We start from the raw sequence: 26,130 nt of genomic DNA on the forward strand, positions 1-26,130 counted from the left end.
TCGGCCCCGAGAACACGCTGGGGGCCACGGCCTGGGCGCCCGTGCCCTGAACCGGGAACCATGCCCGGACACCCGCCCTGCCGTACGGACCATGCCCGGACGCCCGTCCTGCCGCACGGGCCCGGGCGAATGCCATAGTCGGGACCGAGGACGATCGCTCCGTACCGTGAGGCGGCAGGCATGTTCACGACCCGACCCACCCTCCAGGGCACCTTCGGCATGGTGTCCTCCACGCACTGGCTCGCCTCGCAGTCCGCGATGGCCGTCCTGGAGGACGGCGGCAACGCCTACGACGCCGCCGTCGCGGCCGGTTTCGTCCTGCACGTCGTGGAACCCCACCTCAACGGACCCGCGGGCGAGGTCCCGATCCTCCTGGCCCCCGCGGACGGACCCGTGCGGGTGCTGTGCGGACAGGGCGTCGCGCCCGCCGGGGCGACGATCGCCCACTACCGGAGCCTCGGGCTGGACCTCGTGCCCGGCACGGGCCCGCTCGCCGCCGCCGTGCCGGGCGCGTTCGACGCGTGGATGCTGCTGCTGCGCGACCACGGCACCAAGCCGCTCGCCGACGTCCTGAAGTACGCCGTCGGATACGCCGAGGACGGGCACGCGCCCGTGGAACGCGTCGGCGAGACGGTGGAATCGGTCCGGGCGCTCTTCGAGACGGAGTGGACCTCCTCGGCCGAGGTGTACCTGCCCGGTGGCCGGTCACCGCGCCCCGGCGAACTGCTGCGCAACCCGGCCCTCGCCGCGACCTGGCGGCGGTTGCTCGACGAGGTCTCCGGCGCGGGGGACCGGGTGGCCGAGATCGACGCGGCCCGGGAGGTGTGGCGCTCCGGATTCATCGCCGAGGCCCTGGTCCGGCAGTCCGGACGGCCCACCGTGGACACCAGCGGCGAGCGCCACACCGGCACCCTGACGGCCGCCGACCTGGCCGGCTGGTCCGCGACGTACGAGGCCCCGGCGACGTACGACTGGCGGGGCTGGACCCTGTGCAAGGCGGGCCCCTGGAGCCAGGGCCCGGTCCTGCTCCAGCAACTGGCCCTGCTCCCGCCCGAACTGCCCCCCTACGGTTCCGCCGAGTACGTCCACCTGCTCGTCGAGGGCTGCAAGCTCGCCATGGCCGACCGGGAGGCCTGGTACGGCGACGCGGCCGAGGTGCCGCTCGACGACCTGCTGTCGGAGCCCTACAACGCCGCCCGGCGGGCGCTCGTCGGGGACAAGGCGTCGTACGAACTGCGCCCCGGCGGTCCGGGCGGCCGCGATCCGCGGCTGAGCGGGCACGCGCGCGTGGTGGCCGCCGGGGAGCCCGGCTTCGACGCGCTCGCGGTGCCGGGCGCGGGGGAGCCGACCGTGGCCCGCGCGGCCGCGGAGCCCGAGGTGTCGCCCGACGGGGGCACCCGGGGCGACACCTGCCACCTGGACGTCGTCGACCGCTGGGGCAACATGGTCGCCGCCACCCCCAGCGGCGGCTGGCTCCAGTCCAACCCGGTCGTCCCCGAACTCGGGTTCCCGCTCGGCACCCGGCTCCAGATGGCCTGGCTGGAGGAGGGACTGCCCAACTCCCTGACCCCGGGCCGCCGGCCGCGCACCACGCTGACACCCTCCGTGGCGCTGCGCGACGGTGTGCCGGTCATGGCGTTCGGCACCCCCGGCGGCGACCAGCAGGACCAGTGGCAGACGCACTTCTTCCTGGCCGTGGCGCTGCGCCCGCGGGTACGCGGCGGACTCGACCTCCAGGGCGCGATCGACGCCCCGAACTGGCACAACGACGGCTTCCCGGGCTCCTTCTACCCGCGCGGCATGCGTCCGGGCAGCCTCACCGTCGAGTCCCGCACGGACCCCGACGTCGTGGAGGAACTGCGTCGCCGGGGTCACGACGTCACGGTCGCCGAGGCCTGGTCCGAGGGGCGGTTGTGCGCGGTGGCCCGCGATCCCGGGACGGGTGTCCTGTCGGCGGGGGCCAATCCGCGGGGGATGCAGGGGTACGCGGTCGGACGTTGAGGCGCGTACCGGGGCGTATCGGGGAGCGCAACCGGGCACTTCGGAGTGCATGGTGGCGCATCGGGACATATCCATGATCGTCGGCCCCGGGAATTCATGGCGATTCCACCCCGAGTACCCCGGAGGGGTGGGGATTGTCAGTGGCGCGTGCTGTCATGGAGCCATGATCGAAGACATCGAAACCATCGACGAGTTTCTCGCACACCGCGCGTCCGACGTGGAGGACGCCGTCCGCAGGGCCGCCGCCGCCGAGATCATGCCCCGGTTCCGGCAGCTCTCCGCGGACGAGATCGACCAGAAGTCCGGCCCGCACGACCTCGTGACGGACGCCGACCGGCTGGCCGAGAAGCACCTCACCGCGGCCCTCACCGCACTGCTGCCCGGCTCGGTCGTGGTCGGCGAGGAGGCGGTGCACGCCGATCCGGCGGTCTACGAGGCGATCCAGGGCACGGCGCCCGTCTGGATCGTCGACCCGGTCGACGGCACCCGGCAGTTCGTGCACGGCGACCCCGGGTTCTGCACCCTGGTCGCGCTCGTGCTGGACGGCGTGGTGCGGGCCTCGTGGACGTACGCGCCCGCCCGTGACCAGTTCGCCACCGCGATCCGGGGGCGGGGGGCCGTGCTCGACGGCGTGCCGCTGCGCTCCGGATCGCCCGAGCCCGGCCGTGACCTCGTCATCGCGACCTCCCACCCGGACTACACCACGGACGAGCAGAAGCGCGCGCTCCTCGGACTGTGGACCGAGGGCGTCGCCCCGCGCCCGTGCGGTTCGGCCGGCCTGGAGTATCTGGCCATAGCCCGCGGCGAGTTGGACGCGACCGCTTTCTCATGGGAAGCCGCCTGGGACCACGCCGCCGGGCTGCTGCTGGTCGAGGAGGCGGGCGGCGCCCATCGGACGCTCGACGGCGAGCCGTTCCGCGTCACCGGGGGCAACGCGCTCCCGTTCACGGCGGCCCGGGACGAGGCCACGGCCCGCCGGGTGACCAACCTGCTCACGGCCCAGCCCGAGTGGATGGCGGCCCGCGCCTGAGCGGGATCTCCGCGCCCCGCGCGGCTCCGGACCCCCTTCCCGCGGCCGGCGCACGGCACGGGGCGCTTCCTTCCAACGCCCTGTGCCGTCAAGGCTGTCGGTCCTCCGGCATATCCTGATCCCCAGTGGCCGTCGGCTGACGAAGGAGTCCGAAGGTGCCGTCGATGCTCGATGCGGTCGTGGTGGGTGCGGGGCCGAACGGACTGACGGCTGCCGTGGAGCTGGCCCGCCGGGGCTTCTCGGTGGCCGTGTTCGAGGCCCGCGACACGGTGGGCGGGGGATCGCGCACCGAAGAGCTGACCCTGCCCGGTTTCCGGCACGACCCGTGCGCGGCGGCGCATCCGCTCGGCGTCAACTCGCCCGCCTTCCGGGCGATGCCCCTGGAGCGGTACGGACTGGAGTGGCTGCACGCCGAGCTCCCCATGGCGCACCCCTTCCCGGACGGCTCGGCGGCGGTGCTCGCGCGGTCCGTGGCCGAGACGGCGGCCTCCTTCGGGCCCCGTGACGCGGGCGCCTACCGCAGGCTCGTCGCGCCGTTCCTGAGCAAGTGGGACACCCTGGCGCACGACTTCATGTCGCTGCCGCTGACCGCGCTGCCCCGGGACCCGGTCACCCTCGCCCGGTTCGGTCTGGCCGGACTGCCGCCCTCGACCTGGCTGATGCGCCGCTTCCGCGACGAGCGGGCCAGGGCCCTGTTCGCCGGTCTCGTGGCGCACGTCATCGCGCCGCTGGAGGGTGTCGCCACGGGCGCCGTCGGCCTGGTCTTCGCGCTGGCCGCGCACGCCCGGGGCTGGCCCGTGGCGCGCGGCGGCTCCCAGTCCATCGCGGACGCGCTCACCGCGTACCTCGAGGACCTCGGCGGCGCCGTCCACACCGACTACGAGGTCAAGCGGCTGGACGACCTGCCCCCCGCGCGGGCGTACGTCTTCGACACCTCGCCCGCGGCGCTGGCCCGCATCGCGGGTTTCGGGCGCCACTACGAGGGCTACCGCTACGGCGCGGGCGTCTTCAAGATCGACTACGCGCTGGACGGGCCCGTGCCCTGGACCGCCGAGGAGGCCCGCGTCGCCGGGACGGTCCAGGTCGGGGCGAGCCGGGCGGAGATCGGCGCGGCGCTGCGGGCGGCCTCGCGCGAGGGCCGGGCGCCGGACGCGCCGTTCCTGATCACGGTGCAGCCGAGCGTCGTCGACCCGTCCCGTGCCCCCGAGGGCAAGCAGGTCTTCTGGGCCTACGGCCACGTCCCGAACGGCTGGACCGGAGACCTCACCGACGCGATCGAGCGCCAGCTGGAGCGGTTCGCGCCGGGCTTCCGCGACCGGGTGCTGGCCCGCGCGACCGCCGGACCGCCCCTCCTCGCGGCCCGCAACGCCAACTACGTGGGCGGCGACATCGCCTGCGGAGCCGCCTCCGGACTCCAGCTCATGCTCCGCCCCAAGCTGTCCCTGTCCCCGTACGGCACCCCGCACCCCGCCGTCTTCCTGTGCTCCTCGGCCACCCCGCCCGGCCCCGGGGTACACGGGATGTCGGGGCACAACGCGGCGAAGGCCGTGTGGAGGAGGCTGAGAGAGTCATGACCACGATCACGCTGGTGCAGGGCGACATCACCCGGCAGAGCGCCGACGCCGTCGTCAACGCGGCGAACTCCTCACTGCTCGGCGGCGGAGGCGTCGACGGGGCCATCCACCGCCGTGGCGGCCCCGCGATCCTCGCCGAGTGCCGGAAGCTGCGCGCCGGCCACTACGGCAAGGGCCTGCCGACCGGCCGGGCGGTCGCCACGACCGCGGGCGACCTCGACGCCCGCTGGGTGATCCACACCGTGGGTCCCCGCTACGCCCGGGAGGAGGACCGGTCGGAGCTGCTGGCGTCCTGCTACCGGGAGTCGCTGCGGGTCGCCGACGAGCTCGGAGCCCGTACCGTCGCCTTCCCCGCCGTCTCCGCGGGCATCTACGGCTGGCCGATGGACGACGCGGCGCGCATCGCGGTGGAGACCGTCCGGGCCACCGAGACCGATGTCGAGGAGATCCGCTTCGTGCTCTTCGACGAGCGGGCGTACGACGCGTTCGCCGGGCAGCTGGGATGAGCCGCCGGACCCGGACCCGGACGCCGGGGACCGGGGGCTGAGCGGACCGCGGTGGTGCCGGGTTCCGCCCGGTGGGGTACCGGGCCCGGTCACAGGGGCAGTTCGACCACCAGCGGCCGGTGGTCCGAGACGGGGGTGCCCGGGGCGTGCGCTCCGGTGGCCGCGCCCGCCGGGATCCCGCTGGCCAGCACGTGGTCGAGCTGGACGACGGGCCGGTGGGCCGGATAGGTGGGCGTACGCGCCAGATCCCGCCAGCCGCGCGGCGGCGGGGCGCCACCGGGCCGGTCCCGGGTGCCGACGGACGGTCCCGCCGGGCCGAGGACCGTCCGCGGAAGCGCGCCGGGCAGATTGAAGTCGCCGAGGAGCACCCGCGGCCCGGGCAGGTCGGCGATCCAGGCGCGGACGGCGAGCAACTGGCGCACGTTCCAGCCGGGCACGAACGACAGGTGCAGCGCCACCACGGTGAACGGCCCGCGGCTTCCCTCCAGTACGGCGGCCAGTGCCGCCCGCGGCTGGTCCCTGGACAGGGTGAGCCCGCGGCGGCCGGGCGTCCGCAGCGGCATGGGGACCGGCGCCGGGGCCAGCCGCCGTGCCCTCCAGTGCCGTACGGGCAGCCGGGACAGCAGGGCGACGCCGTGCGAGGGCACGTCCTCGCCCGCTGCGCCCTCGCCCGCCCCGGCCTCGCGCGCCCCGGCCTCGTCCGCCCCGTACACGCGCAGGCCGGGTTCGGACGGTGCCGGGACCCAGCCGCCGTCCGCCTTCGCCGTGCCGTGGAACGCGGACGCGTACCGCCAGTACCGCGCACCGGACCCCGCGGCGGCCGCCGACGCCTGGTCCACCCCGCCCGAACGTTCCTGTAGCCGGTCCACTTCCTGTAGCGCCACCACGTCGGCGTCGAGCGAGGCGACGGCCCGGACGAGCGGTGCCTCGGGGCCGTCCGCGTCCCGGACGGGGACGGGTCTGCCCTCCACCAGCGTCCGGCCGTGCAGCACGTTGAACGTCGCGAACCGCACGCGCCCGGAGCGCGCGGGGCCGGGGCGGGCCGACTCGGAAGATGTCATGACCGCGACCGTACCCGGCGGGAGCCGCGAGCGGGGGCCCTGATTCCCGTGCACCGGGCGATGCCCAGGACCGGGCGGCGCCGCGGGCGGTGTGGCGGGGCCGGGGTGATCCGGAGGGTGTCACGGGGGCGTGTTCCGGGCGGACGATGTCCTGGGCGGGGCGGGCGGTGTGGCGGGGGTGGGGCGATCCGAAGGGTGCTGCGGGGGAGTGTTCCGGGTGGGGCAGGGTGGTGTCGCGGGCCGGGGCGGGGGCCGGGGCCGGTCGCGTCGGGGGCCGGGCGCGTCCCGGGCCCGCCCGTGGGGCAGGCCGCCCGTGGGGCAGGCCGGTCGTGGCATGGGCAGGGGAGCGTCGGCCCGGCCCTGTCACAAGCCCGGCAGCGTCCCGGCCAGGAGGTGCAGCAGGTCGCTCGTCGCGTCGGCCGCGCCCAGGGCGGGCAGCGCGCCGAGCGCGAGCACGGCCGCGCCGACGGACCTCATGACGGGCGGCGGAGCGGTCTGTAGGGCCGCGATCCGTCGGGTGACGGCGTGTTCGGAGAAGTGCAGGGCGCATCCGGGGCGGGCGCGCCGGGAGGCGAGGGCGGCGCGCGCCAGGGCACGTGCCGTCGTGCGCCGGTCGCCGACGGCGGACGCCGCCTCCTCGTCGGCCCACCGCTCCAGCAGGAAGGCGACGGTCTCGCGGACCGGTACGAGCAGCGGGTTCGCCGCGGCGGCCAGGGACACGGCGGTCGACAGCGCCGCGTGCCGGTGCGTCAGATGGGCGCGTTCGTGGGCGAGCAGGACCCGCCGTTCGGCGGGCTCCAGCGCCCCGAGCATCGCGGCCGTGACGAGGATCCGGCCCGGCCTGCCCGGGATCGCGAAGGCGTGCGGGGCCGGCGAGGCGGCGACGACGAGTTCACTGTCCGGAGGGTGCCCCTCGCACAGTCTGAGCAGGAGCCGACGGGTCGCGATGCGTGCTCGTAGAACGTGAAGGAGCCGGTGGGCGATCACGGCGAGGGCGGCCACCGCCAGTACGGCGACGGTCTCCGGGACGGGCTCGGGCAGCACCCGGCCCTCCTCGCCGGCCTCGGCGATCACCGCCGGGGCCTGGTCGATCAGAGTGGCCCCGAGCAGCAGCAGCGCCCAGGTGGACGCGGCCGCGGTCAGCGTGGCGGCCGTGACGAGGACGCGGGCCGCCAGGCCGGGCGACACCCGCCTGCCGACCCCCGGGGCGATCGAGGTGAGGAGCAGCGCCAGCACGAGCGGGACGTAGACGTCGATCCTCATGGCCCGCTCCCTCCGAGGAGGTCGCGGAGGGCCGCCTCCTCCTGGCGGCTGAGCCCGGTCACGAACTGCTGGAGGGCCGCGATCGGGTCGGGCCCGCGGTCCAGCGCCTCGTGCATGGCCTCGGCGGTCAGCTGGGCGGCGTCCTTGGCGGGCCGGTACGCGCCGCGCCGGCCGTCGACGTCCCGGAGCACGAGCCCCTTGTCGTACAGACGTTTGAGGATGGTGTGCACCGTGTTGTAGGCGAGTCCGCCGCCGATCTCGGCCTGGATCTCGGCGGGTGTCAGCGCGTCCGCGGTGGCCCACAGGGTGGCGAGGACTTCGCTCTCCAGTTCGCCCGCGCTGCGCCGTTCCGCCCGCCCGTGGGGACCTGTGCCAGCCATGCCCGTCACCTTACCGTGCGTAGCCAAGTCCGGAACGGCGCCGATCCGGGGCGTACGCCCCGGGGGCGCGGGGGCGCGCACCGCCCCGGATGCTTCCCCGGGCGCGCGTCCTGTCCGGCTCCTTCTTCCGGTGGGCGGTAGTTTGTCCATGATTTCCCGGCCCCCGACCCGACCCTACGCCTTGTAGGGTTGGGAAACCCTACAAGGCGTAGGGCTGAAGGGTGGACGATGGCCAAGACCCTGAACGTCCCGCTCATCGGCACCCGGCGGCCCCGGTCGTCGGACGGGACGCCCCACGCGTCCCGGCGCCCCGGCGGCTCGGTCCCGCTCGCCCTGGTCGCGGCCGGCTTCGCCCTGGCCCAGTTGCTCCTCGTGCACCCCGGGACGGGGCTCGGCTGGGACGAGACCGTGTACGTCAGCCAGGTCTCCCCACACGCCCCCGCGGCGTTCTTCAGCGCGCCACGGGCCCGCGGGGTCTCCCTGCTCGTGGCGCCGGTGGCCTCCTGGTCGTCCTCCACCGCTCTGCTGCGGGTCTATCTCGCGCTGCTCTCCGGGCTCGGTCTGTTCGTGGCCCTGCGCGTCTGGCGCGGACTGTTCCCGGTGCGGGTCCTCGCCCTGGCGGGTGCCCTGTTCGCGACGCTGTGGGTGACCCTCTTCTACGGTCCGCAGGCCATGCCCAACCACTGGGTCGCGGTCGGCGCCCTGGTCTGCGTCGGATGCTTCCTGCGGGCGCACGCGGGAGACCGCGCCCGCGCGGCACTGTGGGGGACCGGACTCGGCGCCGCGCTGATGGCGTGGATGCGGCCCCCCGACGCGGTCTGGGTGACGCTGCCCCTGCTCGTCCTCGCCGTGGCGGCTCCCCGGTGGCGCCGGGCCCGGCCGCTGTTCGCGCTCCTCGGGGGACTGCTGGCCGGGGCGGCCGAGTGGATCATCGAGGCGTACACCGCGTACGGCGGCCTGGGGCGGCGTCTCTCGGACGGTTCGCGCATCCAGGGCGGCCTCGGCTGGAACATCGCGGTCGGCGACCAACTGCGCAGCCTCGGCGGGCGCGTGCTGTGCCGGCCCTGCACCGGCGGGATGCCGAGCCCCGTGGTGACGGCGTGGTGGTTCGTCCTGCCGCTGATCGCCGCCCTCGGTCTGGTGATCGCCGTCAGGGCCCGCCGTCCGGTACCCACCCTGCTGCTCCTGGCCTGCGCCACGACCGCCGGGGTCCCGTACCTCTTCATGATCGGATACGCGGCCCCGCGCTTCCTGCTGCCGCTCTACGCCCTCGCCGCGATCCCCGTCGCCGACGCCCTCGTCCATCTGGTCACCGCCCCCGGCGGGCGGGGGCGGCCGGTGCTCGTGACGCTGGTGGCCGCCGGTCTCGCCGGACACCTGGCCGTGCAGTTCGCGGTGCTGGAGGCCACGGTCCGGCGCACCGCCGGCAGTCACCACGGCTGGGCGGTGACGGCGGCGGAACTGCACCGGCTCGGTGTGCGGCCGCCCTGCGCGCTGGCCGGCCGCCAGTCCGTCCCCATCGCCTTCTACGCGGGCTGTTCCTCCGTGGCGACCAGTGGACACAACGCCAACGCCACCGCGGCGGGCATCACGCGTTCCGCCCGGCGCATGCCGGTCGCCGTCGTCACGGCTCCGGGAGGCGAGCCGCCCGGGTACGCCCGCGCCTGGGCGTCCCATCGCGCCGGTGACGTCGACATCTACGTGTCCTCGGGTGTGGGGAGCCGTACGCCGTGATCCTTCCGCCGAAGACGCCTTCCCCCACGGGCGGGGCGCGGGTGGCCCGCGTCGGCCGGGCGGCCGGTCCCGGCCTGCCTTCCGGCGGCGAGCCGGTGGGCGGTCCGGCACGGGCCCCGGGCGGGAGCGGGCGGCCGGGCGGAGCACCGGTGCCCGTCGCGGGCTCCGGGCCGACGGCCGGCGGCCCGGGGACGTCACCGCCCGAGCCGGTGTCCGGCCCGGGCGGGCCGTCGTCCCCCGTGGTGGCCCACGACGGGGGGACGGGCGCCGGGCGGCGGCCGTCCGCGCGGGACGGGCGGACGGGCCGGCACGCCTGGCTCTCGCTGCTCGTGCTGGTGTGCGCCGGGTTCCTCGCGCACCGGCACTGGCCGGTGATCGAGGCGGGAGCCGGCCGGCTCGCCCACGCCGACCGGGGCTGGCTGCTGGTGGCGGCCGTCGCCACCCTGGCGACCTGGGCGTGCTCCGCCCTCGCCCAGCAGGGCGCGGTGCCGGAGCCGCTGCCGGCCGGACGACTGGTGGTGGTGCAGTTCGCGGCCGCCTCCGCCAACCACGTGCTGCCCTCGGGGCTCGGTGCGGGCGCCGTCAATCTCCGCTTCCTGACCCGGTGCGGACTGACCCTCACCCGTTCCGCGACCGCGCTCGCGGTCAAGGCCTGCGCCGGAACCGTCGTGCGGGCCTGTCTGATCGGCGGGCTCGCCCTGGCCTGCCCCGGCGCGCTCCGTCCGCCCCGGCTGACGGCGAGCGCCTGGACCGTGGCCGGCTGGACGGCCGTGGCCGTGGTGGCCGCCGTCGTCGCGGCCCTCCTCGCCGGACCGCTGCGGCGGCTGCTGCGCCGGGTGCTCCTGGACGTGCGCGCCGTGCACGAACTCCCCGCGCGGGCCGCCGCGCTGTGGGGCGGCTCGTTCGCCTTCGCCGCGCTGCACGCCACCGTGGTGGTCACCGTCGCGCAGGCCGTCGGCCTGCCGCTGTCCCCGGCCCGGGTGGCTCTCGCCTACCTCGTCGCGAGCAGTGCCGCCGTCCTGCTGCCCACTCCGGGCGGCCTCGGCTCCCTGGACGCCGCCCTCGCACTGGCCCTCACGCTCGCGGGGGCGCCCGGCGCCGCGGCGGCGTCGACCGTGCTCGGCTACCGGCTGCTCACCGTGTGGTTTCCGCTGCTTCCCGGGCTGGTGGCGCTGGGCGTGCTGATCCGCCGCCGGGTGCTGTGAAGGAGGGCGAAGCCCCCGCCCCGAGGCCCGCGCCGGGGCCCGCGCCGGGGCCCGCGCCGAGCGCGTGGTGGTCCGCGGCGGCCAGGTGCCGCCAGTGCGTACGGACCGCTCAGCCGCTCTTCGCGAGCCGGGGCGCGAGGAGCAGGGCTCCGAGCCGCGACGCGGCCAGCGGGTGTCCCGACACGTCGGGGAGTCTTCGCAGGGCCGCCGCCGTCGTCATCGCGACCAGCGCGCCGACGAGCACGCCGACCGCGACGTCGTGCGGGTAGTGCGCCCCCACCCAGACCCGGGAGGCGGCCATCGCCCCGGCGGCCACGACGGCCACGGCGCCGAGGCGGCGCGAGACGGAGAAGAGCGCGACGGCCGCCGCGGCCGCGACCGCCGCGTGATTGCTGGGGAACGACCAGTCGCCCGGCGCCGGGCACGCCTCCAGCGTCGCCACCCGCAGGCTCCGGCAGGGCCGGTCCTCGCGCACCAGCAGCTTCACGCCGAGATCCACCCCGTACGCCACGACCACGACGAGAGGCGCGGCGAGCGCGACCAGTGCCGCGCCGGGGCTCTCGCGCCGTGCCCGCCACCAGCCCAGCACCATCAGGACGGCGAACAGTCCGAGCCCGTACGTCGACCAGAAGGACACCAGGCCGTCGAGCCACGCGGGGGAGTGTTCGGCGAGACCGGTGACGTACCGGTAGGCGGAGCCGTCGACCGAGGATCCGTCGAAGGCCAGGATCATCCCCGGGCCTCCTTGCCGGCGGCACCCCGCCGGCGCGAGCGGTACAGCTCGGCGGCGAGCGGGGCGAGGGACACCAGCACGATGACCGCGACGATCGGGAGCAGATAGCGGTCCACGTCCGGGATCGAGGAGCCCAGCGCGTACCCGGCGAGGGTGAGGCCGAGGCTCCAGACGAGGCCGCCGGCCACCTGCCACACGGTGAAGGTCCGCGCCGGAACGCCGAGGGCGCCCGCCATCGGGTTCAGCACCGTGCGCACGACGGGCACGAAGCGGGCCAGCACGATCGCCTTGGCGTGGCCGTACCGCTCCAGGAGTTCCTCGGCGCGGTGCGCGCCCGACCGCAGGCGGGGGGAAGAGGTGCGGGCGAGCAGGGCGCCGCCCGCCTTCCGGCCGATCAGATAGCCGGTCTGGGCGCCTGCCAGGGCACCCACGGCCGCGGCGGCCAGCAGCGCGGGCAGCGACAACTTCACGCCGTCCTGCCCCGATCCGGTGCAGAGCAGGCCCGCCGTGAACAGCAGTGAGTCGCCCGGCAGGAAGAAGCCGATCAGCAGGCCGGTCTCCGCGAACATCACCACGCCCACCCCCAGCACGCCGAAGGCGGCGAGCAGGGACTGGGCGCTGAGGACGTTCACGGCGAGGTCGGACGCCGTGAACAGTGGTGCGGTCATCGTCGCGGTCCCTCTCATACTGGAAGGGGCGGACACGGTCGAGACCCGCGCCCGACTGACTACAATTCTGTAGACGGTCTACTGAACTGTAGACGATGGTGGGGTGAGGATCGTTCCCATGAGCAGTGACAAGGACGAACGCCGGCCTGCGGGTGAGCTGGAGGCCAGCGTGCTGGCGGCTCTCTGGGCCGCGGGCGTGCCGCTCACGCCGGGACGCGTGCAGAGCGAGCTGGACTCCGGTCTGGCCCGCACGACGGTGACGACGATCCTTTCCCGGCTGCACGAGAAGGGCATCGTCGGCCGCGAACGGCTGGGCCGGGGGTACGCGTACTTCCCCGTCCAGGACCCGCACGGCCTCACCGCGCGCCGCATGCACACCGAACTCGACCGCGACGACGACCGCGAGACCGCGCTGGCCCGCTTCGTCGCCCAGCTCAGCCCCGACGACGAGCGGCTCCTGCGGGACCTGCTGGAACCGGATCTCGGCGCGCGTCCGGAACCGGGTGGGGAATGATCCTCCTCCTGACGGTCCCCCTGCTGGTCCCCTTCGTGCTGGGGCCGCTGGCCCGCCGCTGCCTGGACCGGCTCACCCCGGTGGCCGCCCTGTGGTCGGTGACCCTCGCGCTCGTCGTGCTGGCCGGCGCCTCCGTGGCCGCGCTGGGCGCGCTCGTCCTGACGGGGCTGCTCAAGGTGCCCCTGTTCGCCGGCCTCGGTGACCTCGTCCACCCCTTGCGCACGGCCTCGGACCTCGTCGTGCTGCCCGCGGCCGCCGCCGCGACGGGTGCGCTCACCCTCGGCGCCTGGACCGTCGTCCGCTCGGCCGCGCGCCAGCTGCGCGCCTTCCGCTCCGCGCGCAGCCAGGCCGACCGCCGTCCCACCGCGGGCGACCTGTGCGTCATCGAATCGCCGCACCCCGACGCCTACGCGCTCCCGGGACGGCCGCACCGCATCGTCGTCACCACCGCGATGCTGCGCAGCCTCGGCGCCGACGAGCGCGAGGCCCTCTTCGCCCACGAGCGGGCCCACAACGCGGGCGGCCACCACCGCTTCCTCGTCGTGGCCGAACTCGCGGCCCACTGCCACCCGGGCCTGCGCCCGGTCCGCGCGACCGTCGCGCTCGCGGCGGAGCGTGCCGCGGACGAGGCGGCGGCCGTCGCCGTGGGGGACCGGCGGCTGACCGCACGGGCCATCGCCCGCGCCGCCCTGGCCGCCGGCGAGGCCCGCCCGGAGCGCCCCGGCTTCACCCCCGCGGCCACCACGGGTCCCGTCCCCCGGCGGGTCGCCGCCCTTCTGGCCGCCGCTCCCCGGCACCGCCCCCGCGCCGCCGCCTGGGCCGCCCTCCTCCTCACCGCCTGTGCCGCCGTCTCGGCCGGGACGTCGGGGGCGGGCGTCGTCTCCTTCCACCACGAGGTGGAGGTCGCGCAGGGCGAGGAGGCGCGCTGACGTGTCTCGCGCGCGGGCCGCAGGCCGGGCGAGGTCGATGTCGCATTCCTGCCAGCCCCGCCCCCCGGCGTACCCGATGCTTGACGCATGCGGAACGGGATGCACACGGACACGGAGCGCTGCGTGCGTGCCGTCCAGTCGAAGGACGCGCGCTTCGACGGATGGTTCTTCACCGCGGTGACGACGACGAGGATCTACTGCCGGCCCAGCTGCCCGGCCGTACCCCCCAAGCCCCGGAACATGACCTTCTACCCGAGCGCCGCCGCCTGCCAGCAGGCCGGGTTCCGGGCCTGCAAACGGTGCCGCCCGGACACCAGCCCCGGCTCCCCCGAATGGAACCACCGGGCCGATCTGGTGGCCCGCGCGATGCGGCTGATCGGCGACGGGGTCGTCGACCGCGACGGCGTCCCGGGCCTGGCCGCCCGGCTCGGCTACAGCACCCGCCAGATCGAGCGGCAGCTCCTGGCCGAGCTGGGCGCGGGACCCCTGGCGCTCGCCCGTGCCCAGCGGGCCCAGACGGCCCGGCTGCTCATCGAGACGACAGCGCTCCCGATGGCCGAGATCGCCTTCGCCGCCGGCTTCTCCTCCATCCGCGCCTTCAACGACACGGTCCGCGAGGTCTTCGCGCTGTCCCCGAGCGAGCTGCGCGCCCGCCTGCCCAGGAACCCGGCCGGCGCCGCGGCCGCGGCCCCGGGCATGCCGGGCGCGCTGAACCTCCGGCTCCCCTTCCGTGCCCCGCTCAACCCCGACAACCTCTTCGGACACCTCGCGGCGACCGCCGTACCCGGGGTGGAGGAGTGGCGCGGCGGTGCGTACCGGCGGACCCTGCGACTGCCGTACGGGCACGGTGTCGCCGCCCTGACACCGATGCCGGACCACATCGCGTGCCGCCTGACCCTCAGCGACCTGCGTGACCTGTCCGTCGCGATCAGCCGCTGCCGCCGGCTGCTGGACCTGGACGCCGACCCCGTGGCGGTCGACGACCAGCTGCGCACCGATCCGCTGCTGGCGCCGCTGGTCGACAAGGCCCCCGGCCGCCGGGTGCCGCGCACGGTCGACGAGGCCGAGTTCGCCGTACGGGCGGTGCTGGGGCAGCAGGTCTCCACGGCCGCCGCGCGTACCCACGCCGCCCGTCTGGTCACCGCGTACGGAGACCCGGTCGACGACCCCGAAGGCGGCCTCACCCACCTCTTCCCCTCGCCCCGGGCGCTCGCCGTGGTCGACCCCGAGTCGCTCGCGATGCCCCGCACCCGGCGCACCACCTTCACCACGCTGGTGAGCCGGCTCGCCGGAGGGGAACTGCACCTGGGAGTGGAGAGCGACTGGGAGCAGGCACGGGCCGGACTCCTGGCGCTCCCCGGCTTCGGCCCCTGGACCGTCGACGTGATCGCGATGCGCGCCCTCGGGGACCCGGACGCCTTCCTCCCCACCGACCTCGGAATCCGTTACGCGGCAAAGGAGTTGGGACTCCCGTCCACGCCTGCCGCGCTGACGGCCCGTGCCGCGGCCTGGCGCCCCTGGAGGGCCTACGCGGTCCAGTACCTGTGGGCGACCGGCAGCCACCCGATCAACTTCCTGCCGGCGAGCGACGGCGCCCCGCACCCGACGGAGGCCACGAAGCCCGCTCCCCGTACGACGACACCACGCACACGTGCCCCACGCACCCCGGCCGCTCGCGCCCAGGACCCCACCCGCACTTCACGCACTTCACGCACCAAGGACGCCCAGTGAAACGGCACACGGTCATCGACAGTCCCTACGACCCCCTCACCCTCGTCGCCGACGACGACGGCGTCCTGTGCGGCCTCTACGTGGTCGGTCAGCGCCACCGCCCGCCCCAGGAGAACTTCGGCGAGCGTGACGACACCCTCTTCGACGAGGTGACGGAGCAGCTGAACGCCTACTTCGAGGGCGAGTTGAAGGAGTTCACCGTCGAACTGCGCCTGATCGGGACGCCCTTCCAGCGCAGTGTGTGGGACCAGCTGCGGCAGATCCCCTACGGCGAGACCCGGTCGTACGGCGAACTCGCCGAAGCCCTGGGCAACACGGGTGCCTCCCGCGCGGTCGGCCTCGCCAACGGCAAGAACCCGATCGGGATCATCGTGCCCTGCCATCGCGTGATCGGCGCGAGCGGGAGCCTCACCGGCTACGGCGGCGGACTGGACCGCAAGAGGCGGCTCCTCGATCTCGAGACCGGATCGGCGCTCTTCTGACCGCTCCCGCCCGCCGGGCCGCCGGACACCCCGGCCGCCCGGCCGTCGGAGCGGTTCGGGCGGCGGTACGCGACGGCCGGCGCGCGATACGGGTTGGTAACGGGCGGCAACCCTCACGAAGCCGGGGTCGTCTGAACCGCTATGAAGATCTCCTTTCTGATCCACAGTGCCTACGGGATCGGGGGCACGATCACCACCACCTTCAATCTGGCCCGCGCGCTCGCCGCGCGGCACGAGGTGGAGATCGTCTCCGTGCTGCGCAACCGCGAGCGCCCGTTGCTGGCCCTGGACCCCCGGGTCTCGCTGCGGGCACTGGTGGATCTGAGACGGGAGAAGGAGGACCCGTCGCACCTGAGACCGGCGCGGGTCTTCCCCCGTGCCGAGTACCGGTACCGGGAGTACAGCGAGTTGACCGACCGGCGGATCGGCGAGTGGCTCGCGGAGACCGACGCCGACGTGGTGATCGGGACCAGACCGGGGCTCAACGTGCATCTCGCGCTCCAGGCCCCGCGGCACCTCGCGCGCATCGGCCAGGAGCACCTCACCCTGGACAGGCACCCGCCCCGGCTGCGCTCCGCCCTGCGCCGGGCCTACCGCCGGCTCGACACGCTCACCACGGTCACCGAGGCGGACGCCGCCGCCTACCGGCGCAGGATGCACCTGCCCGGAGTCCGGGTGGAGGCACTTCCGAACAGCGTGCCGGATCCCGTGCTGCCACCCGCCGACGGCACCGCGAAGGTCATCGTCGCGGCCGGCCGACTGGTCCCCGTCAAACGGTACGACCTGCTCATCAAGGCCTTCGGCCTGATCGCCGCCGACTGCCCGGGCTGGCAACTGCGCATATACGGCAAGGGAGAGGAACACGACCGGCTGCGGCGGCTCGTCACCGACCTCGGCCTGTACGACAGGGTCCTCCTGATGGGCGCGGTGCCCCTCATGGAGGCGGAGTGGGTCAAGGGCTCGGTCGCGGTGGCGGCCTCCGACTCCGAGGCGTTCGGCATGACCATCGCCGAGGCGATGAGCTGCGGCCTGCCGGTGGTGAGCACCGACTGCCCGCACGGACCGGGCGAGATCATCGAGGACGGGGTCGACGGCCGGCTGGTGCCGGTCGGAGACCGTGACGCGCTGGGCGCGGCACTGCTGGAAGCGGTCCGCGACGACGAGTGGCGCCTGCGCGCGGGCCGCGCGGCCCGCAAGAACGCGCGGCGCTTCGCTCCCGGCCCCGTCGTCACCCAGGCGGAACGCCTGCTCGTCGAGGCCGTGTCGGCGAGAAGGGCGGGCCGGCCGGTCCTGCGGGAACGCCCGGGGGTGCGCCGTGCCCTGACCGGCCGGGGCTTCGCGATACGCGACACCGCGCAGCACGCGACCGGCCGCGTGCTGCGCGTCCTACGGAGGTGGAGATGAGCACGGACAGGATGAGCACCGACAGGGGGAAGCAGCCACACGCCGGCTGCACGATCGGTACGGACGGCCGGATCACCTTCGACCTGCCGCCCGGGGCACCCGAGGGGCAGCAGTTGCTGCTGCGGCTGCGCCCGAAGAAGGGACAGCCCGAGAAGACGGTCCACGTCCTCGGCCTCGAGCCGGCCGGTGAACGCCGAAGCGCCGTCCTGGACGCGCACCCCGTTCTCGCGGAGGGCCGCTGGGACGTGTACCTGCTCCGGGAACCGGGGGCCGAGCGGCAGCGCCTGCGCGCCGGTCTGCGCGATCTGCGGGCCCTCGTCGGCGGACACCTCCGCCGGTGGCCGGCACCCCTGGCCGTCCGGATCCCCTACGTCACCAAGGACGGCCACCTCGCGGTGCGTGCCTGGCTGCGCACCGCCCACGCGGAGGCCGAGGGCGTCGACGTCACCGGCCGTTCGACGACGGTCAGGGCACGCCTGCACGGCGCCTCGCTCCAGGAGGGAGCCGCCGTGATCCTGCGCCTGCGGGGCTCCGGCGGCACCGTCCGCACCGTGGAACCCCGCACCGTGGAACCCCGTGCCGGGGACGACGGCCGGAGCCTCTCCTTCACCGTCGACCACGCGGAGCTGGTCGCCGGGACACCGTCGGGATCCGGTGTCTGGGACGTCTCCGTCCGGCCCGCGGACGGGGCACCCCTCGTCCGCGTCGGCCGCCTTCTCGACGACCTGGCGGACCGCAAGGGCGTGGTCGTCTACCCGACGGCCGACCTCGGCGGTGTCGCCCTGCGCCCCTACTACACCGTCGACAACGACCTCTCCGTGGAGGTGAGAGGGCGGCCGTGACCTGTATGGCGCACCGCGCTCTCCCTCCCGGGTGACCCCGGTGGCGTGAGCCCCGCGATCACTGGTGTCTGGACGGAGGGAGAGCAGGCGGAAGGCGGGAGACCATGGAGCGGAAGCACGAGAACCTCGCGACACCCCGGGCCGCCGGGATGGCCGGGGTGGTGTTCGCGATCCTGATGGCCGCGGCGATCGTGCTGGTGCGCATCGCTCTGCCCGACGGCGAGGACGACGCGACCCTCGACGCCGGACAGCGCAGCGGCGTCCGCACCGCCCTGGAGCTGGTGCCGTTCGCCGGGATCGCGTTCCTGTGGTTCATGGGCGCCCTCCGCGAGCAGGCGGCCCGGGCCGAGGACCGGTTCGTCGCCACCGTGTTCCTGGGCAGCGGCCTGGTCTTCGTCGCCACGCTGTTCGGCGCCGCCGCGGCGGCCGGTACCGTGCTCGGCGAGAGTCGGCAGCAGAGCCCCTCCTTCGGCAGCCACTTCGCCTACGCCCTGTTGACCACGTACGCCATGCGGATGGCGGCGGTGTTCATCATCACGACCTCGACCATCGGCCGTCGGCGCGGCGTCTTCCCGCGCCCGCTCGTCGTGGCCGGCTATCTGGCGGGTCTGACGCTCCTCGTGGCGGGAACGGGCCTGCCCTGGTCCGAGCTGGTCTTCCCGGCCTGGGCGCTGCTCCTCAGCCTGAACATCCTGTGGGGCCGGCGTCCCGCCGGGGCACCGCCCGCCGCCCCGGCCTGAACGGGCCGTCCGCTCGAAGCCGCTCCCTCGAAGCCGCTCACTCGAACGGTCCGTTCCTCGTCGCCGCTTCCCGTCCGGCCGCCGAGAGTGGTCGCAGGAGGGTTGACCGGGCCCTTGGAGAGGACCGATCCCGTGGCAAGGATTGCCGTCGATCTGAACCGCTGTCAGGGGTACGCGCAGTGCGCGTTCCTCGCTCCCGAGATCTTCGCCATGCACGGCGACGAGGCACTGCTGTACGACCCGGAGGCCGACGGGGCGCCGCGCGAGAAGCTGGACCGGGCCGCCGCGGCCTGTCCGGTGCAGGCCGTCCTCGTCGACGCGGTGGAACCGGACGACGCGGGGACCGGCGCCCCGGACGCGTCGGCCGAGGGGGTGTCCCGTGCCCGGTGACGGATCCCTGGAACAGCTCAAACGCGACGGCCGCATCGTCGTCGTCGGTGCCTCGCTGGCGGGCCTGCGGGCCGCCGAGACCCTGCGGGAGAAGGGCTTCGCGGGGTCGCTGACCATGATCGGCGACGAGCCCTGCGAACCGTACGACCGGCCTCCGCTGTCCAAGCAGGTGCTGCTGGGCCGGGCGAGCGCCGACCGTACGAGACTGCCCAGGCTCCGGTCCGTCGACGCGACCTGGCGGCTCGGCACCCCGGCCACCGGCCTGGACATGGCCGCCCGGCGGGTGCGGCTCGCCGACGGCGACGAGGTGCCGTACGACCGCCTGCTGATCGCCACCGGTGTACGGGCGCGGCCGTGGCCGAACGAGGCCGAGGCGGAACTCGACGGCGTCTTCGCGCTGCGCACCCGCGACGACAGCGCCGCCCTCGCGCGCCGCCTCGACGCGGGCCCCGAGCGGGTCCTGGTCATCGGGGGCGGATTCACCGGCTCGGAGATCGCCTCCGCCTGCCGTGAACGCGGCATCCCCGTCACCGTCACCGAACGCGGCGCCGCGCCCCTGGTCGGCGCGCTCGGCGGAGTGGTCGGCGCGGTCGCCGCCGAGATGCAGCGCGAACACGGTGTGGACCTGCGCACCGGGGTCATGGTGACCGCCCTGGAGGGCGACGCCGCGGGAAGGGTGCGCGCCGCCCAGCTGTCCGACGGCTCCTCCGTGGAGGCCGACGTGGTGGTCGTCTCGCTCGGCGCCCTGCGCAACACCGAATGGCTCGCCGGGTCCGGCCTCGGCGCGGGTCCCCGGGGCATCGCCTGCGACGCCGGCTGCCGTGCCTTCGACATCCGCGGGATCGTCACCGACGACATCTACGCGGCCGGGGACGTGGCCCGCAGCCCGCACGCCCTGTTCGGCTACCAGTTCCTCTCCCTGGAGCACTGGGGCAACGCCGTCTCCCAGGCCCGGATCGCGGCGCACAACATGCTCAGCGAGAGCAGCGACCGGCTGCCCCACATGGAGGTCCCGGCCTTCTGGTCCTCGCAGTTCGGGGTCAACATCAAGTCCGTCGGGATCCCCTCGATGGGGACGGAGATCCTCATCTCCCAGGGCTCACTGGCGGACCACCGCTTCCTCGGCGTCTACGGGTACCAGGGGCGCGTCATCGGCGCCGTCGCCTTCGACCACGGCCGGTGGCTGCCGTTCTACCAGGAACTGATCGAGACCACCGCGCCGTTCCCGCCGCCGTTCACCACGGTCGACCGGCGCCCGGACGGACACCGCCCGCTCGACGCGGACTTCCCCGACCCCTCGGTCCCCACCCACGGCCCCACCGTGACCCTCAGCGGATACTCGCCGGCCGACCGCCGGATGACGTTCACCCCGGCGCACTGACCGCACGGCCACGAGGACCCTAGGACTCGCCATGACGCAAACCCTGCTGCACCAGATCCTGGACTACGCCAACCGGGCCGATCCGTACCCGATCTACAAGGAACTGCGGAAGACCCCGGTCCACCACGAGGGCGACGGGCCGTACGTGGTCAGCACGTACTACGAGATCCGGAGCCTGCTGCACGATCCCCGGATCAGCTCCGACGCCCGCAACCTGGCCTCGAACGCGGCCGATCCGCTGGCCTCGGAGGCGCCCGCGGAGGAGAGCACCCTCCCGCCGGGCTTCCTGAAGCTCGACCCGCCGGAGCACGACCGGCTGCGGCGCATGACGAACCGCCCCTTCGGCCCCCCGCACTCCCCCCACCGGGTCGACGGGATGCGCGGAGAGCTCCGCGACATCGTCACCGGCCTCATCGACAGCATCGGCGACCCGGAACGCATCGACCTGGTGGAGCAGTTCTCGTACCCCTTCCCGGTGACGGTGATCTGCCGGCTGCTCGGCATCCCCCGTGAGGACGAGGCACGTTTCCACGTCTGGGCGGACACCCTGGCCGCGAGCCTGGACCCCGACCCGGACGCCGACACCGTCGGGAAGGGCAAGGACGCGCAGGACGCCCGAATGCAGTTGGGCATGTACCTGGCCGGCCTGATCGAGGAGCGCCGCAAGAACCCCGGGGACGACATGCTCTCCCAGCTGGCGACGGCCAAGGGCGACGACGGCCCGATGACCACGATGGAACTGCTCAGCACCGCGGCGCTGCTGCTCATCGCGGGACACGAGACCACGGTCAACCTGATCACCAACGGCATGCTGACCCTGTTGCGCAACCCCGACGTCCTCCAGCGGCTGCGTGCCGATCCGCGGCTGGCCGTGCCCATCGTCGAGGAACTGCTGCGGTTCGAGCCGCCGGTGCAACTGGTGCCGCAGCGCACCACCCTCGCCGACGTCGAGGTCCGCGGGGTCACCATCCCCAAGGGCGCCGCCCTGTGGCTGGTCCTGGCGTCGGGCAACCGCGACCCCCGGCGCTTCGACGACCCGGACCGCTTCGACCCGGACCGCCCGGACATCCAGCACCTCGGGCTGGGCAGCGGCATCCACAGCTGCTTCGGTGCGCCGCTCGCCCGGCTGGAGACCCAGTTCGCCCTGGCGGAGCTGGCCCGGAGGCTGGAGAACCCGCGTCTCCTGGAGGACCCGCCCCCGTACCGTCAGAACGCCGTCCTGCGCGGCCCCCGGCACCTGCACCTCGCCTGCGACGGGATCCGCCCCTAGGGAGCACCCTCCGCGCATGACACCCCGTGCACACCACCGTCCTCGCGGTGCCGCGCAGTTCGAGGACCTTGTGGGGGGGCATGCCGGCGTCAGGCCCCCACGTGGCCCGCGATGTGATCGCTGACAGTGCACAGCGGTCGTACCGGGGGAGGTCTGACCTGATGCCTACTGACCGCGGCCGCCCCGGCCCAGGGTGTCCTCCAGCCAGTCGAAGACGACCTCGCAGTGCTGTTGCGGCGCCATCGGCGAGCAGTGCAGCTGGGCACCGGTGGCCGTCCGCATCAGCCGGAACTCCTTGCGGGTACGCAGCAGTTCGAAGAACTCGCGTGGCCGGCCCGGGTAGAAGATCTCGTCGTCGTGGTCGAGGACCAGTGTGGGGCACTCGATGCGGCCGACGATCCGGGTCATGTCGAGTGCCATGATCCGCTGGGCCGGTGTCCAGAAGTCGGTGAAGAGCCGGCCCTGCCGGGCGGCGAGCATCGCCGGGATCGAGAAGGGTTCGATCCGCTTCTTCAGGACGAACGCCTCGGACGGCGTCAGTCCGGGGGCGACCTCCTCGTTCCAGATACGGTTGGTCTCCGCCTTGTCCGGGGTCACGATGTCCCGAAGCTCCGCCGGGAAGCCCAGCCACGGGGCGAGACGGCCCGGCAGCGCGGCCAGAGCGGCGATCCGGTGCTCGAAGGCCGCGGCGCGCGGCGCGAGGTCACCGCCCATGGAGAGGCCGGTCAGCGCGATCCGACGGGCGTCGACGTCCCTGCGGCGCTCCAGCCAGTCCACGAGCGGCGAGACCACCTGCTCCCAGCGTGGGCTGAAGACGAGCTGGTCGACGAAGAGCAACTGGCCCTGGCCCGGGCCGTCGTAGACGAGCGCGTTCCAGCCGCGGGCGAGCGCGGCGGAGACCCCGTAGGTCCACATGTCGACGTTCGGGCCGTCGCTCCCGTTCGTGAGGATGACGGTCGGCCGGGGCCTTCCCGAGTCGTCGGGCCGGAAGAACCAGACAGGAATCGAGATCCTGCCCTGGTACGGGACCTGGTCGGTGACCGCCGCCGGAGTGCACAGCCGCGCGAAGGTGTCCCACGACCGGCGGCCCGCCAGGTAGAGCTTCTTCTCGTCACCCGGGGTCTCCGAGCCGAGCACGAAGAACAGCGCCTGCCCGTAGTACTGGGCGACGCGCAGCGAGTGAGCGCGGTGCGTCTGCTCGTGCGGCGAGGCGGTGGTCGTCAGCCGGTCGCCCCAGCGGCGGAACTCCGCGGTACAGGTCTGCTCGCTCGGCCCGGCGGCGTTGATGGCGTTGACGGCGGTCAGCACCTCCCCGACCTCGGCGGCGCCGAACCCGGCGCCGCCGAGCGCGAGCAGTGCGTTGAAGTTGAGCCCCGGATCCGTCGGTCGTGTTGTGGAAACGCCCGTGGCTCGGCAGCGAGGCGCTGCCCGACTCCGTCGTCCGCAACGACGTGGTCGATCTGGCGTCGACGGTGGCGGTCTTCGTCATCGCGGTGCCGCTTGCCTTCGCGTCCCCGACGGTCGCGAAGTTGTGGTGGTTGGTGCTGATCCCCCTCAAGACCGCGATGGGGAAGCGGGGCAAGCGCCTGCGCGCGGCCGGCCGACGATGAGCCGGGCCGGCCGGCCTCGCCGCTTTGCGGCCGGACACGGCATTCGTGGCTATGGGCTCACCGCGTGCAGCCGGCGCAGCAGTTCGGGCAGGGCGGTGCCGATGGGTTCGCGGACGACCTCCTCGGCTCGTTCGTCGTACGGTGTCGGCTCGGCGTTGACGACGACGAGCCGCGCGCCGTGGTCGGCGGCGACGTCCGCGAGTCCGGCCGCCGGGTGGACCTGGAGGGTGCTGCCGACGGCGATGAAGATCTGGCAGGCCTTGGCGATGGCGGCGGCCTGGCCGAGGACGACGGGGTCGAGGTGTTCGCCGAACATGATGGTGGCGGGCTTGAGGATGCCGCCGCACTTCAGGCAGGCGGGGTCGTCCTCACCGGCGTCGACGCGGGCGAGGGCGTCCTCCATGGATCCGCGGGCGTGGCACCTGGTGCACACGACTTCGCGTGCGGTGCCGTGGAGTTCGAGGACCTTGCGGGCGGGCATGCCGGCGAGCTGGTGGAGTCCGTCGACGTTCTGGGTGAGGACCCGCACGGGCACCCCGGACCGCTCCAGTTCGGCGACGGCCCGGTGCGCGGCGTTGGGCTCGGCCCCGAGCTCCCGGGTCTCCCGCCGCATCAGCCAGGCCCGGCGCCTGATCTCGGGATCAGCCATGTAGTACTCGTACGTCACGAGCTTCTCGGCCTCGGGATCCTTACGCCACAACCCGTTGGGCCCGCGGTAGTCGGGGATCCCGGAATCGGTGGAGATGCCGGCCCCGCTGAGGATGGCGACGAGTGGCCTGTTCATGAACATGAAGGTACGGTGCCCGCCTGTTCGGAGCGACCGGATATCCGGGTGCGGGACAGGGCGACGTGGATCAAGTGCCTGTTCCTCCCGAAACGCCGTACGCGTGAGATCGCGGTGAGTGTCGCGTCGCCTGACCGTGACTTCGCCGGTGCCCCGCTGACGTGCTGGGGCGGGATGGGGGTCCTGATCTGACGAGTCGATGCGCCGGCGCCGCCCGATCCGACCGTGATCGCCACGGCCGGATCGTTCCACCAGCCGGGCACGACGCTTCATCCGCTGTCACGCGCCGACTCGTCAGGCGTACGGCTCCCGCCGCAACAGGCGCTACCTGTGACGTATGTAGTGTGCGGAAATGACAAGAAGCGAGCAACTCGCGGAGCAGTTGGACTGGTACTGGCGCAAGAACCTGCGGCCGCGACTGGAGGGTCTTACCGACGAGGAGTACTTCTGGGAGCCGGTGCGCGGCTGCTGGAGCATCCGCCCACGTGGCACGTCGGCCGCACCGATGCCGGCAGGTTCGGGCGAGTGGACGATGGACTGGGCGTCCCCTGACCCGGTGCCGGCGCCGGTGACCACGATCGCCTGGCGGCTGGCGCACATCATCGTCTCGTGCCTGGGCTATCGGGTCGGATGGTACTTCGACGGCCAGGACGTCGACTCCGAGACGTTCGCCTACGCGGGGACCGCTGACGAGGCGCTGAAACAGCTCGATGAGATGTACGGGAGATGGAACGCGGGAGTCCGCGAGCTCTCGGACGCCGACTTGGAGAATCCGCCCACGGCGGGTCCCGAGCGGCTTCCCATGGAGAACAGGGTCCTGCACGTCAACAGGGAGCTGATCCATCACGGCGCGGAGATCTCCCTGCTGCGCGATCTCTACCGTCGGCAGGGCGGAGCCGTACCGCGCTGAACACGACTTTCCGGTGACCGGCGACAGAGCTTCGGAAACCTACGGGGACTCCGTACCGTTCCGTGGCTGCGAGCTCCAGCGTGCGCTCGGCAGTTACCTGCCTCGCCTCCGAGGTTCCCGTTCTCATGGCTGACTGACGGCCCTCCACGGAAGACCGGCAGTCATGCCTCGTCCCTGCCCTCCGGAGTTCCGGGCGATGGCCGCACCCGATGGTCCAAGTCCGGCTCCTGGGCGCCGTATCGCCTCTACTCTGGATCCCCTGTGGGCAAGTGGTGCACGTCGGAAATGGTGGGGCATGCGCATCCAGGTTTTGGCCGAGAGCGACGAGCGGACACTGGCGGATCTCCAGTCCTGGCTGGGGCGGGATCCCGGCACGGCCGGGCTGCCCGTAGAGCCGGTGACCGGTGACGGTCCGACGACCATGGGGGTGCTGGAGGCACTCGACGTGGTCCTCGGCAACGCCACCAGCATCGCGAACTTCGCCGTCGCGTACGCGACGTGGCGCACGACCCGGCCGACCGGGACCGCCCCGGGGGCGCGGACGCTGGCACACGGCGCCAGCACGGTCGACATCGGCCACCTCTCGGCGGAGGAACTCGCCGAGCTGCTGCGGCGCCTGCAGGAGGACGAGGACGGCACGCCTTCCGGTTCCTCCTGATGGCATTCGACCAGACCGGGTCCCGCGCCGTCCTGTTCGGGGTCCACTCCTATCAGCACCTGCCGACCCTGGACGGCGTCCGCCACAACGTGCCCGCGCTGCGGGACCGGCTGACCGCGCGGGAAGCGGGAGGCTTCGCCGGCGAGCACTGTGTGGCGGTACCCGCCAACAGCGCACCCCAGACGTTCCTGGACGCCGTGCAGGAAGCCGCGGACCACGCGAGCGGTCTGCTGCTGGTGTACTACGCCGGGCACGGGCACTTCGGCCGTGACGGCCGCGCCCTGCTGCTGGGGACCCAGGCCTCCCGCCCGGACCGCCCGCACCACTCGG

General features: G+C 74.0%; 27 protein-coding genes. 20 read left to right on the forward strand and 7 right to left on the reverse strand.

The window, feature by feature from the left end:
• Positions 1-180 precede the first annotated feature (180 nt).
• From CW362_RS34990 to CW362_RS35005, 4 genes are all read left to right on the forward strand, one after another.
• Positions 181-2,001: a gamma-glutamyltransferase family protein gene (locus CW362_RS34990; RefSeq protein ID WP_103553642.1), complete on the forward strand. Its 1,821-nt coding sequence runs from the start codon at positions 181-183 to the stop codon at positions 1,999-2,001.
• A 163-nt stretch (positions 2,002-2,164) separates the two neighbouring features.
• On the forward strand, positions 2,165-3,031 hold the full coding sequence (locus CW362_RS34995) for an inositol monophosphatase family protein (RefSeq protein ID WP_103553643.1): 867 nt from the start codon (positions 2,165-2,167) through the stop codon (positions 3,029-3,031).
• A gap of 164 nt (positions 3,032-3,195) precedes the next feature.
• Entirely contained in the window at positions 3,196-4,605 is a 1,410-nt protein-coding gene (locus CW362_RS35000) for a phytoene desaturase family protein (RefSeq protein WP_103553662.1), read from the forward strand.
• On the forward strand, positions 4,602-5,111 hold the full coding sequence (locus CW362_RS35005) for an O-acetyl-ADP-ribose deacetylase (protein WP_103553644.1): 510 nt from the start codon (positions 4,602-4,604) through the stop codon (positions 5,109-5,111). Before CW362_RS35000 ends, CW362_RS35005 begins: the two co-directional genes overlap by 4 nt.
• A gap of 89 nt (positions 5,112-5,200) precedes the next feature.
• Here CW362_RS35005 and CW362_RS35010 read toward each other — a convergent pair whose 3' ends face one another.
• The 3 genes from CW362_RS35010 to CW362_RS35020 all read right to left on the reverse strand — a co-directional run bounded on the left by CW362_RS35010 (position 5,201) and on the right by CW362_RS35020 (position 7,815).
• Positions 5,201-6,172 carry an endonuclease/exonuclease/phosphatase family protein gene (locus CW362_RS35010; protein ID WP_103553645.1) on the reverse strand — a complete coding sequence of 324 codons (972 nt, stop codon included), beginning with the start codon at positions 6,170-6,172 and terminating at the stop codon, positions 5,201-5,203.
• A 363-nt stretch (positions 6,173-6,535) separates the two neighbouring features.
• Positions 6,536-7,435, reverse strand: coding sequence for a M56 family metallopeptidase (locus CW362_RS35015; protein WP_103553646.1), 900 nt, complete (start codon positions 7,433-7,435; stop codon positions 6,536-6,538).
• Positions 7,432-7,815, reverse strand: coding sequence for a BlaI/MecI/CopY family transcriptional regulator (locus CW362_RS35020; RefSeq protein WP_103553647.1), 384 nt, complete (start codon positions 7,813-7,815; stop codon positions 7,432-7,434). The genes CW362_RS35015 and CW362_RS35020 overlap by 4 nt, the downstream gene beginning before the upstream one ends.
• 228 nt (positions 7,816-8,043) lie before the next feature.
• On the opposite strand from CW362_RS35020, the gene CW362_RS35025 reads away from it, so the two are divergent.
• The gene (locus CW362_RS35025) at positions 8,044-9,549 is read left to right on the forward strand and encodes a hypothetical protein (protein WP_103553648.1); all 1,506 of its coding nucleotides are present in this window, start codon (positions 8,044-8,046) and stop codon (positions 9,547-9,549) included.
• 242 nt (positions 9,550-9,791) lie between these two features.
• Complete coding sequence (locus tag CW362_RS35030; RefSeq protein ID WP_206301148.1) at positions 9,792-10,754, forward strand: lysylphosphatidylglycerol synthase transmembrane domain-containing protein; 963 nt, start codon at positions 9,792-9,794, stop codon at positions 10,752-10,754.
• 109 nt (positions 10,755-10,863) lie between these two features.
• On the opposite strand, the gene CW362_RS35035 is transcribed toward CW362_RS35030, so the two are convergent.
• Together CW362_RS35035 and CW362_RS35040 are read right to left on the reverse strand one after the other, a co-directional pair.
• The gene (locus CW362_RS35035; RefSeq protein ID WP_103553649.1) at positions 10,864-11,487 is read right to left on the reverse strand and encodes a phosphatase PAP2 family protein; all 624 of its coding nucleotides are present in this window, start codon (positions 11,485-11,487) and stop codon (positions 10,864-10,866) included.
• Entirely contained in the window at positions 11,484-12,155 is a 672-nt protein-coding gene (locus CW362_RS35040; protein ID WP_162684327.1) for a DedA family protein, read from the reverse strand. Before CW362_RS35040 ends, CW362_RS35035 begins: the two co-directional genes overlap by 4 nt.
• Before the next feature lie 118 nt (positions 12,156-12,273).
• Between CW362_RS35040 and CW362_RS35045 the strand changes: the two genes are divergently transcribed.
• The 10 genes from CW362_RS35045 (at position 12,274) to CW362_RS35090 (ending at position 21,838) form a co-directional block, all read left to right on the forward strand.
• On the forward strand, positions 12,274-12,669 hold the full coding sequence (locus tag CW362_RS35045) for a BlaI/MecI/CopY family transcriptional regulator (protein WP_103553651.1): 396 nt from the start codon (positions 12,274-12,276) through the stop codon (positions 12,667-12,669).
• A complete protein-coding gene (locus CW362_RS35050; protein ID WP_103553652.1) occupies positions 12,666-13,598 on the forward strand; it encodes a M48 family metalloprotease in 933 nt (310 codons plus the stop codon). The genes CW362_RS35045 and CW362_RS35050 overlap by 4 nt, the downstream gene beginning before the upstream one ends.
• A gap of 99 nt (positions 13,599-13,697) precedes the next feature.
• Positions 13,698-15,329 (forward strand): AlkA N-terminal domain-containing protein, encoded by a 1,632-nt coding sequence (locus CW362_RS35055; RefSeq protein ID WP_240658195.1) that lies wholly within the window; start codon positions 13,698-13,700, stop codon positions 15,327-15,329.
• A complete protein-coding gene (locus CW362_RS35060; protein ID WP_103553653.1) occupies positions 15,326-15,811 on the forward strand; it encodes a methylated-DNA--[protein]-cysteine S-methyltransferase in 486 nt (161 codons plus the stop codon). Before CW362_RS35055 ends, CW362_RS35060 begins: the two co-directional genes overlap by 4 nt.
• Positions 15,812-15,952: 141 nt before the next feature.
• Complete coding sequence (locus CW362_RS35065; protein WP_103553654.1) at positions 15,953-17,215, forward strand: glycosyltransferase family 4 protein; 1,263 nt, start codon at positions 15,953-15,955, stop codon at positions 17,213-17,215.
• The gene (locus CW362_RS35070) at positions 17,212-18,057 is read left to right on the forward strand and encodes a hypothetical protein (RefSeq protein WP_240658190.1); all 846 of its coding nucleotides are present in this window, start codon (positions 17,212-17,214) and stop codon (positions 18,055-18,057) included. Before CW362_RS35065 ends, CW362_RS35070 begins: the two co-directional genes overlap by 4 nt.
• Before the next feature lie 104 nt (positions 18,058-18,161).
• Positions 18,162-18,797 carry a hypothetical protein gene (locus CW362_RS35075; protein WP_103553655.1) on the forward strand — a complete coding sequence of 212 codons (636 nt, stop codon included), beginning with the start codon at positions 18,162-18,164 and terminating at the stop codon, positions 18,795-18,797.
• 132 nt (positions 18,798-18,929) lie between these two features.
• On the forward strand, positions 18,930-19,187 hold the full coding sequence (locus CW362_RS35080) for a ferredoxin (protein ID WP_103553656.1): 258 nt from the start codon (positions 18,930-18,932) through the stop codon (positions 19,185-19,187).
• The gene (locus CW362_RS35085) at positions 19,177-20,568 is read left to right on the forward strand and encodes an NAD(P)/FAD-dependent oxidoreductase (RefSeq protein WP_103553657.1); all 1,392 of its coding nucleotides are present in this window, start codon (positions 19,177-19,179) and stop codon (positions 20,566-20,568) included. Before CW362_RS35080 ends, CW362_RS35085 begins: the two co-directional genes overlap by 11 nt.
• A 31-nt stretch (positions 20,569-20,599) precedes the next feature.
• The gene (locus tag CW362_RS35090; RefSeq protein ID WP_103553658.1) at positions 20,600-21,838 is read left to right on the forward strand and encodes a cytochrome P450; all 1,239 of its coding nucleotides are present in this window, start codon (positions 20,600-20,602) and stop codon (positions 21,836-21,838) included.
• A gap of 165 nt (positions 21,839-22,003) precedes the next feature.
• Here the strand turns inward: CW362_RS35090 and CW362_RS35095 are convergent, their stop codons facing one another.
• The gene (locus tag CW362_RS35095) at positions 22,004-23,146 is read right to left on the reverse strand and encodes an alpha/beta hydrolase family protein (protein WP_240658191.1); all 1,143 of its coding nucleotides are present in this window, start codon (positions 23,144-23,146) and stop codon (positions 22,004-22,006) included.
• Between the two features lie 80 nt (positions 23,147-23,226).
• Here CW362_RS35095 and CW362_RS35100 point away from each other — a divergent pair, with 80 nt between their 5' ends.
• Positions 23,227-23,448: a hypothetical protein gene (locus tag CW362_RS35100; RefSeq protein WP_240658193.1), complete on the forward strand. Its 222-nt coding sequence runs from the start codon at positions 23,227-23,229 to the stop codon at positions 23,446-23,448.
• Positions 23,449-23,497: 49 nt separating this feature from the next.
• Here CW362_RS35100 and CW362_RS35105 read toward each other — a convergent pair whose 3' ends face one another.
• Complete coding sequence (locus CW362_RS35105) at positions 23,498-24,232, reverse strand: SIR2 family NAD-dependent protein deacylase (protein ID WP_103553665.1); 735 nt, start codon at positions 24,230-24,232, stop codon at positions 23,498-23,500.
• A gap of 352 nt (positions 24,233-24,584) precedes the next feature.
• Between CW362_RS35105 and CW362_RS35110 the strand changes: the two genes are divergently transcribed.
• The 3 genes from CW362_RS35110 to CW362_RS35120 form a co-directional block, all read left to right on the forward strand.
• Entirely contained in the window at positions 24,585-25,142 is a 558-nt protein-coding gene (locus tag CW362_RS35110) for a DinB family protein (protein WP_103553660.1), read from the forward strand.
• A gap of 295 nt (positions 25,143-25,437) precedes the next feature.
• Positions 25,438-25,800: an effector-associated constant component EACC1 gene (locus CW362_RS35115; RefSeq protein WP_103553661.1), complete on the forward strand. Its 363-nt coding sequence runs from the start codon at positions 25,438-25,440 to the stop codon at positions 25,798-25,800.
• Positions 25,800-26,130 (forward strand): caspase family protein (locus tag CW362_RS35120; RefSeq protein WP_162684328.1); only part of this gene is annotated, 331 nt, incomplete at its 3' end. The genes CW362_RS35115 and CW362_RS35120, both read left to right, overlap by 1 nt.

Origin of the sequence: Streptomyces populi (genome assembly GCF_002911015.1) — a bacterium.
GTDB lineage: Bacteria > Actinomycetota > Actinomycetes > Streptomycetales > Streptomycetaceae > Streptomyces > Streptomyces populi.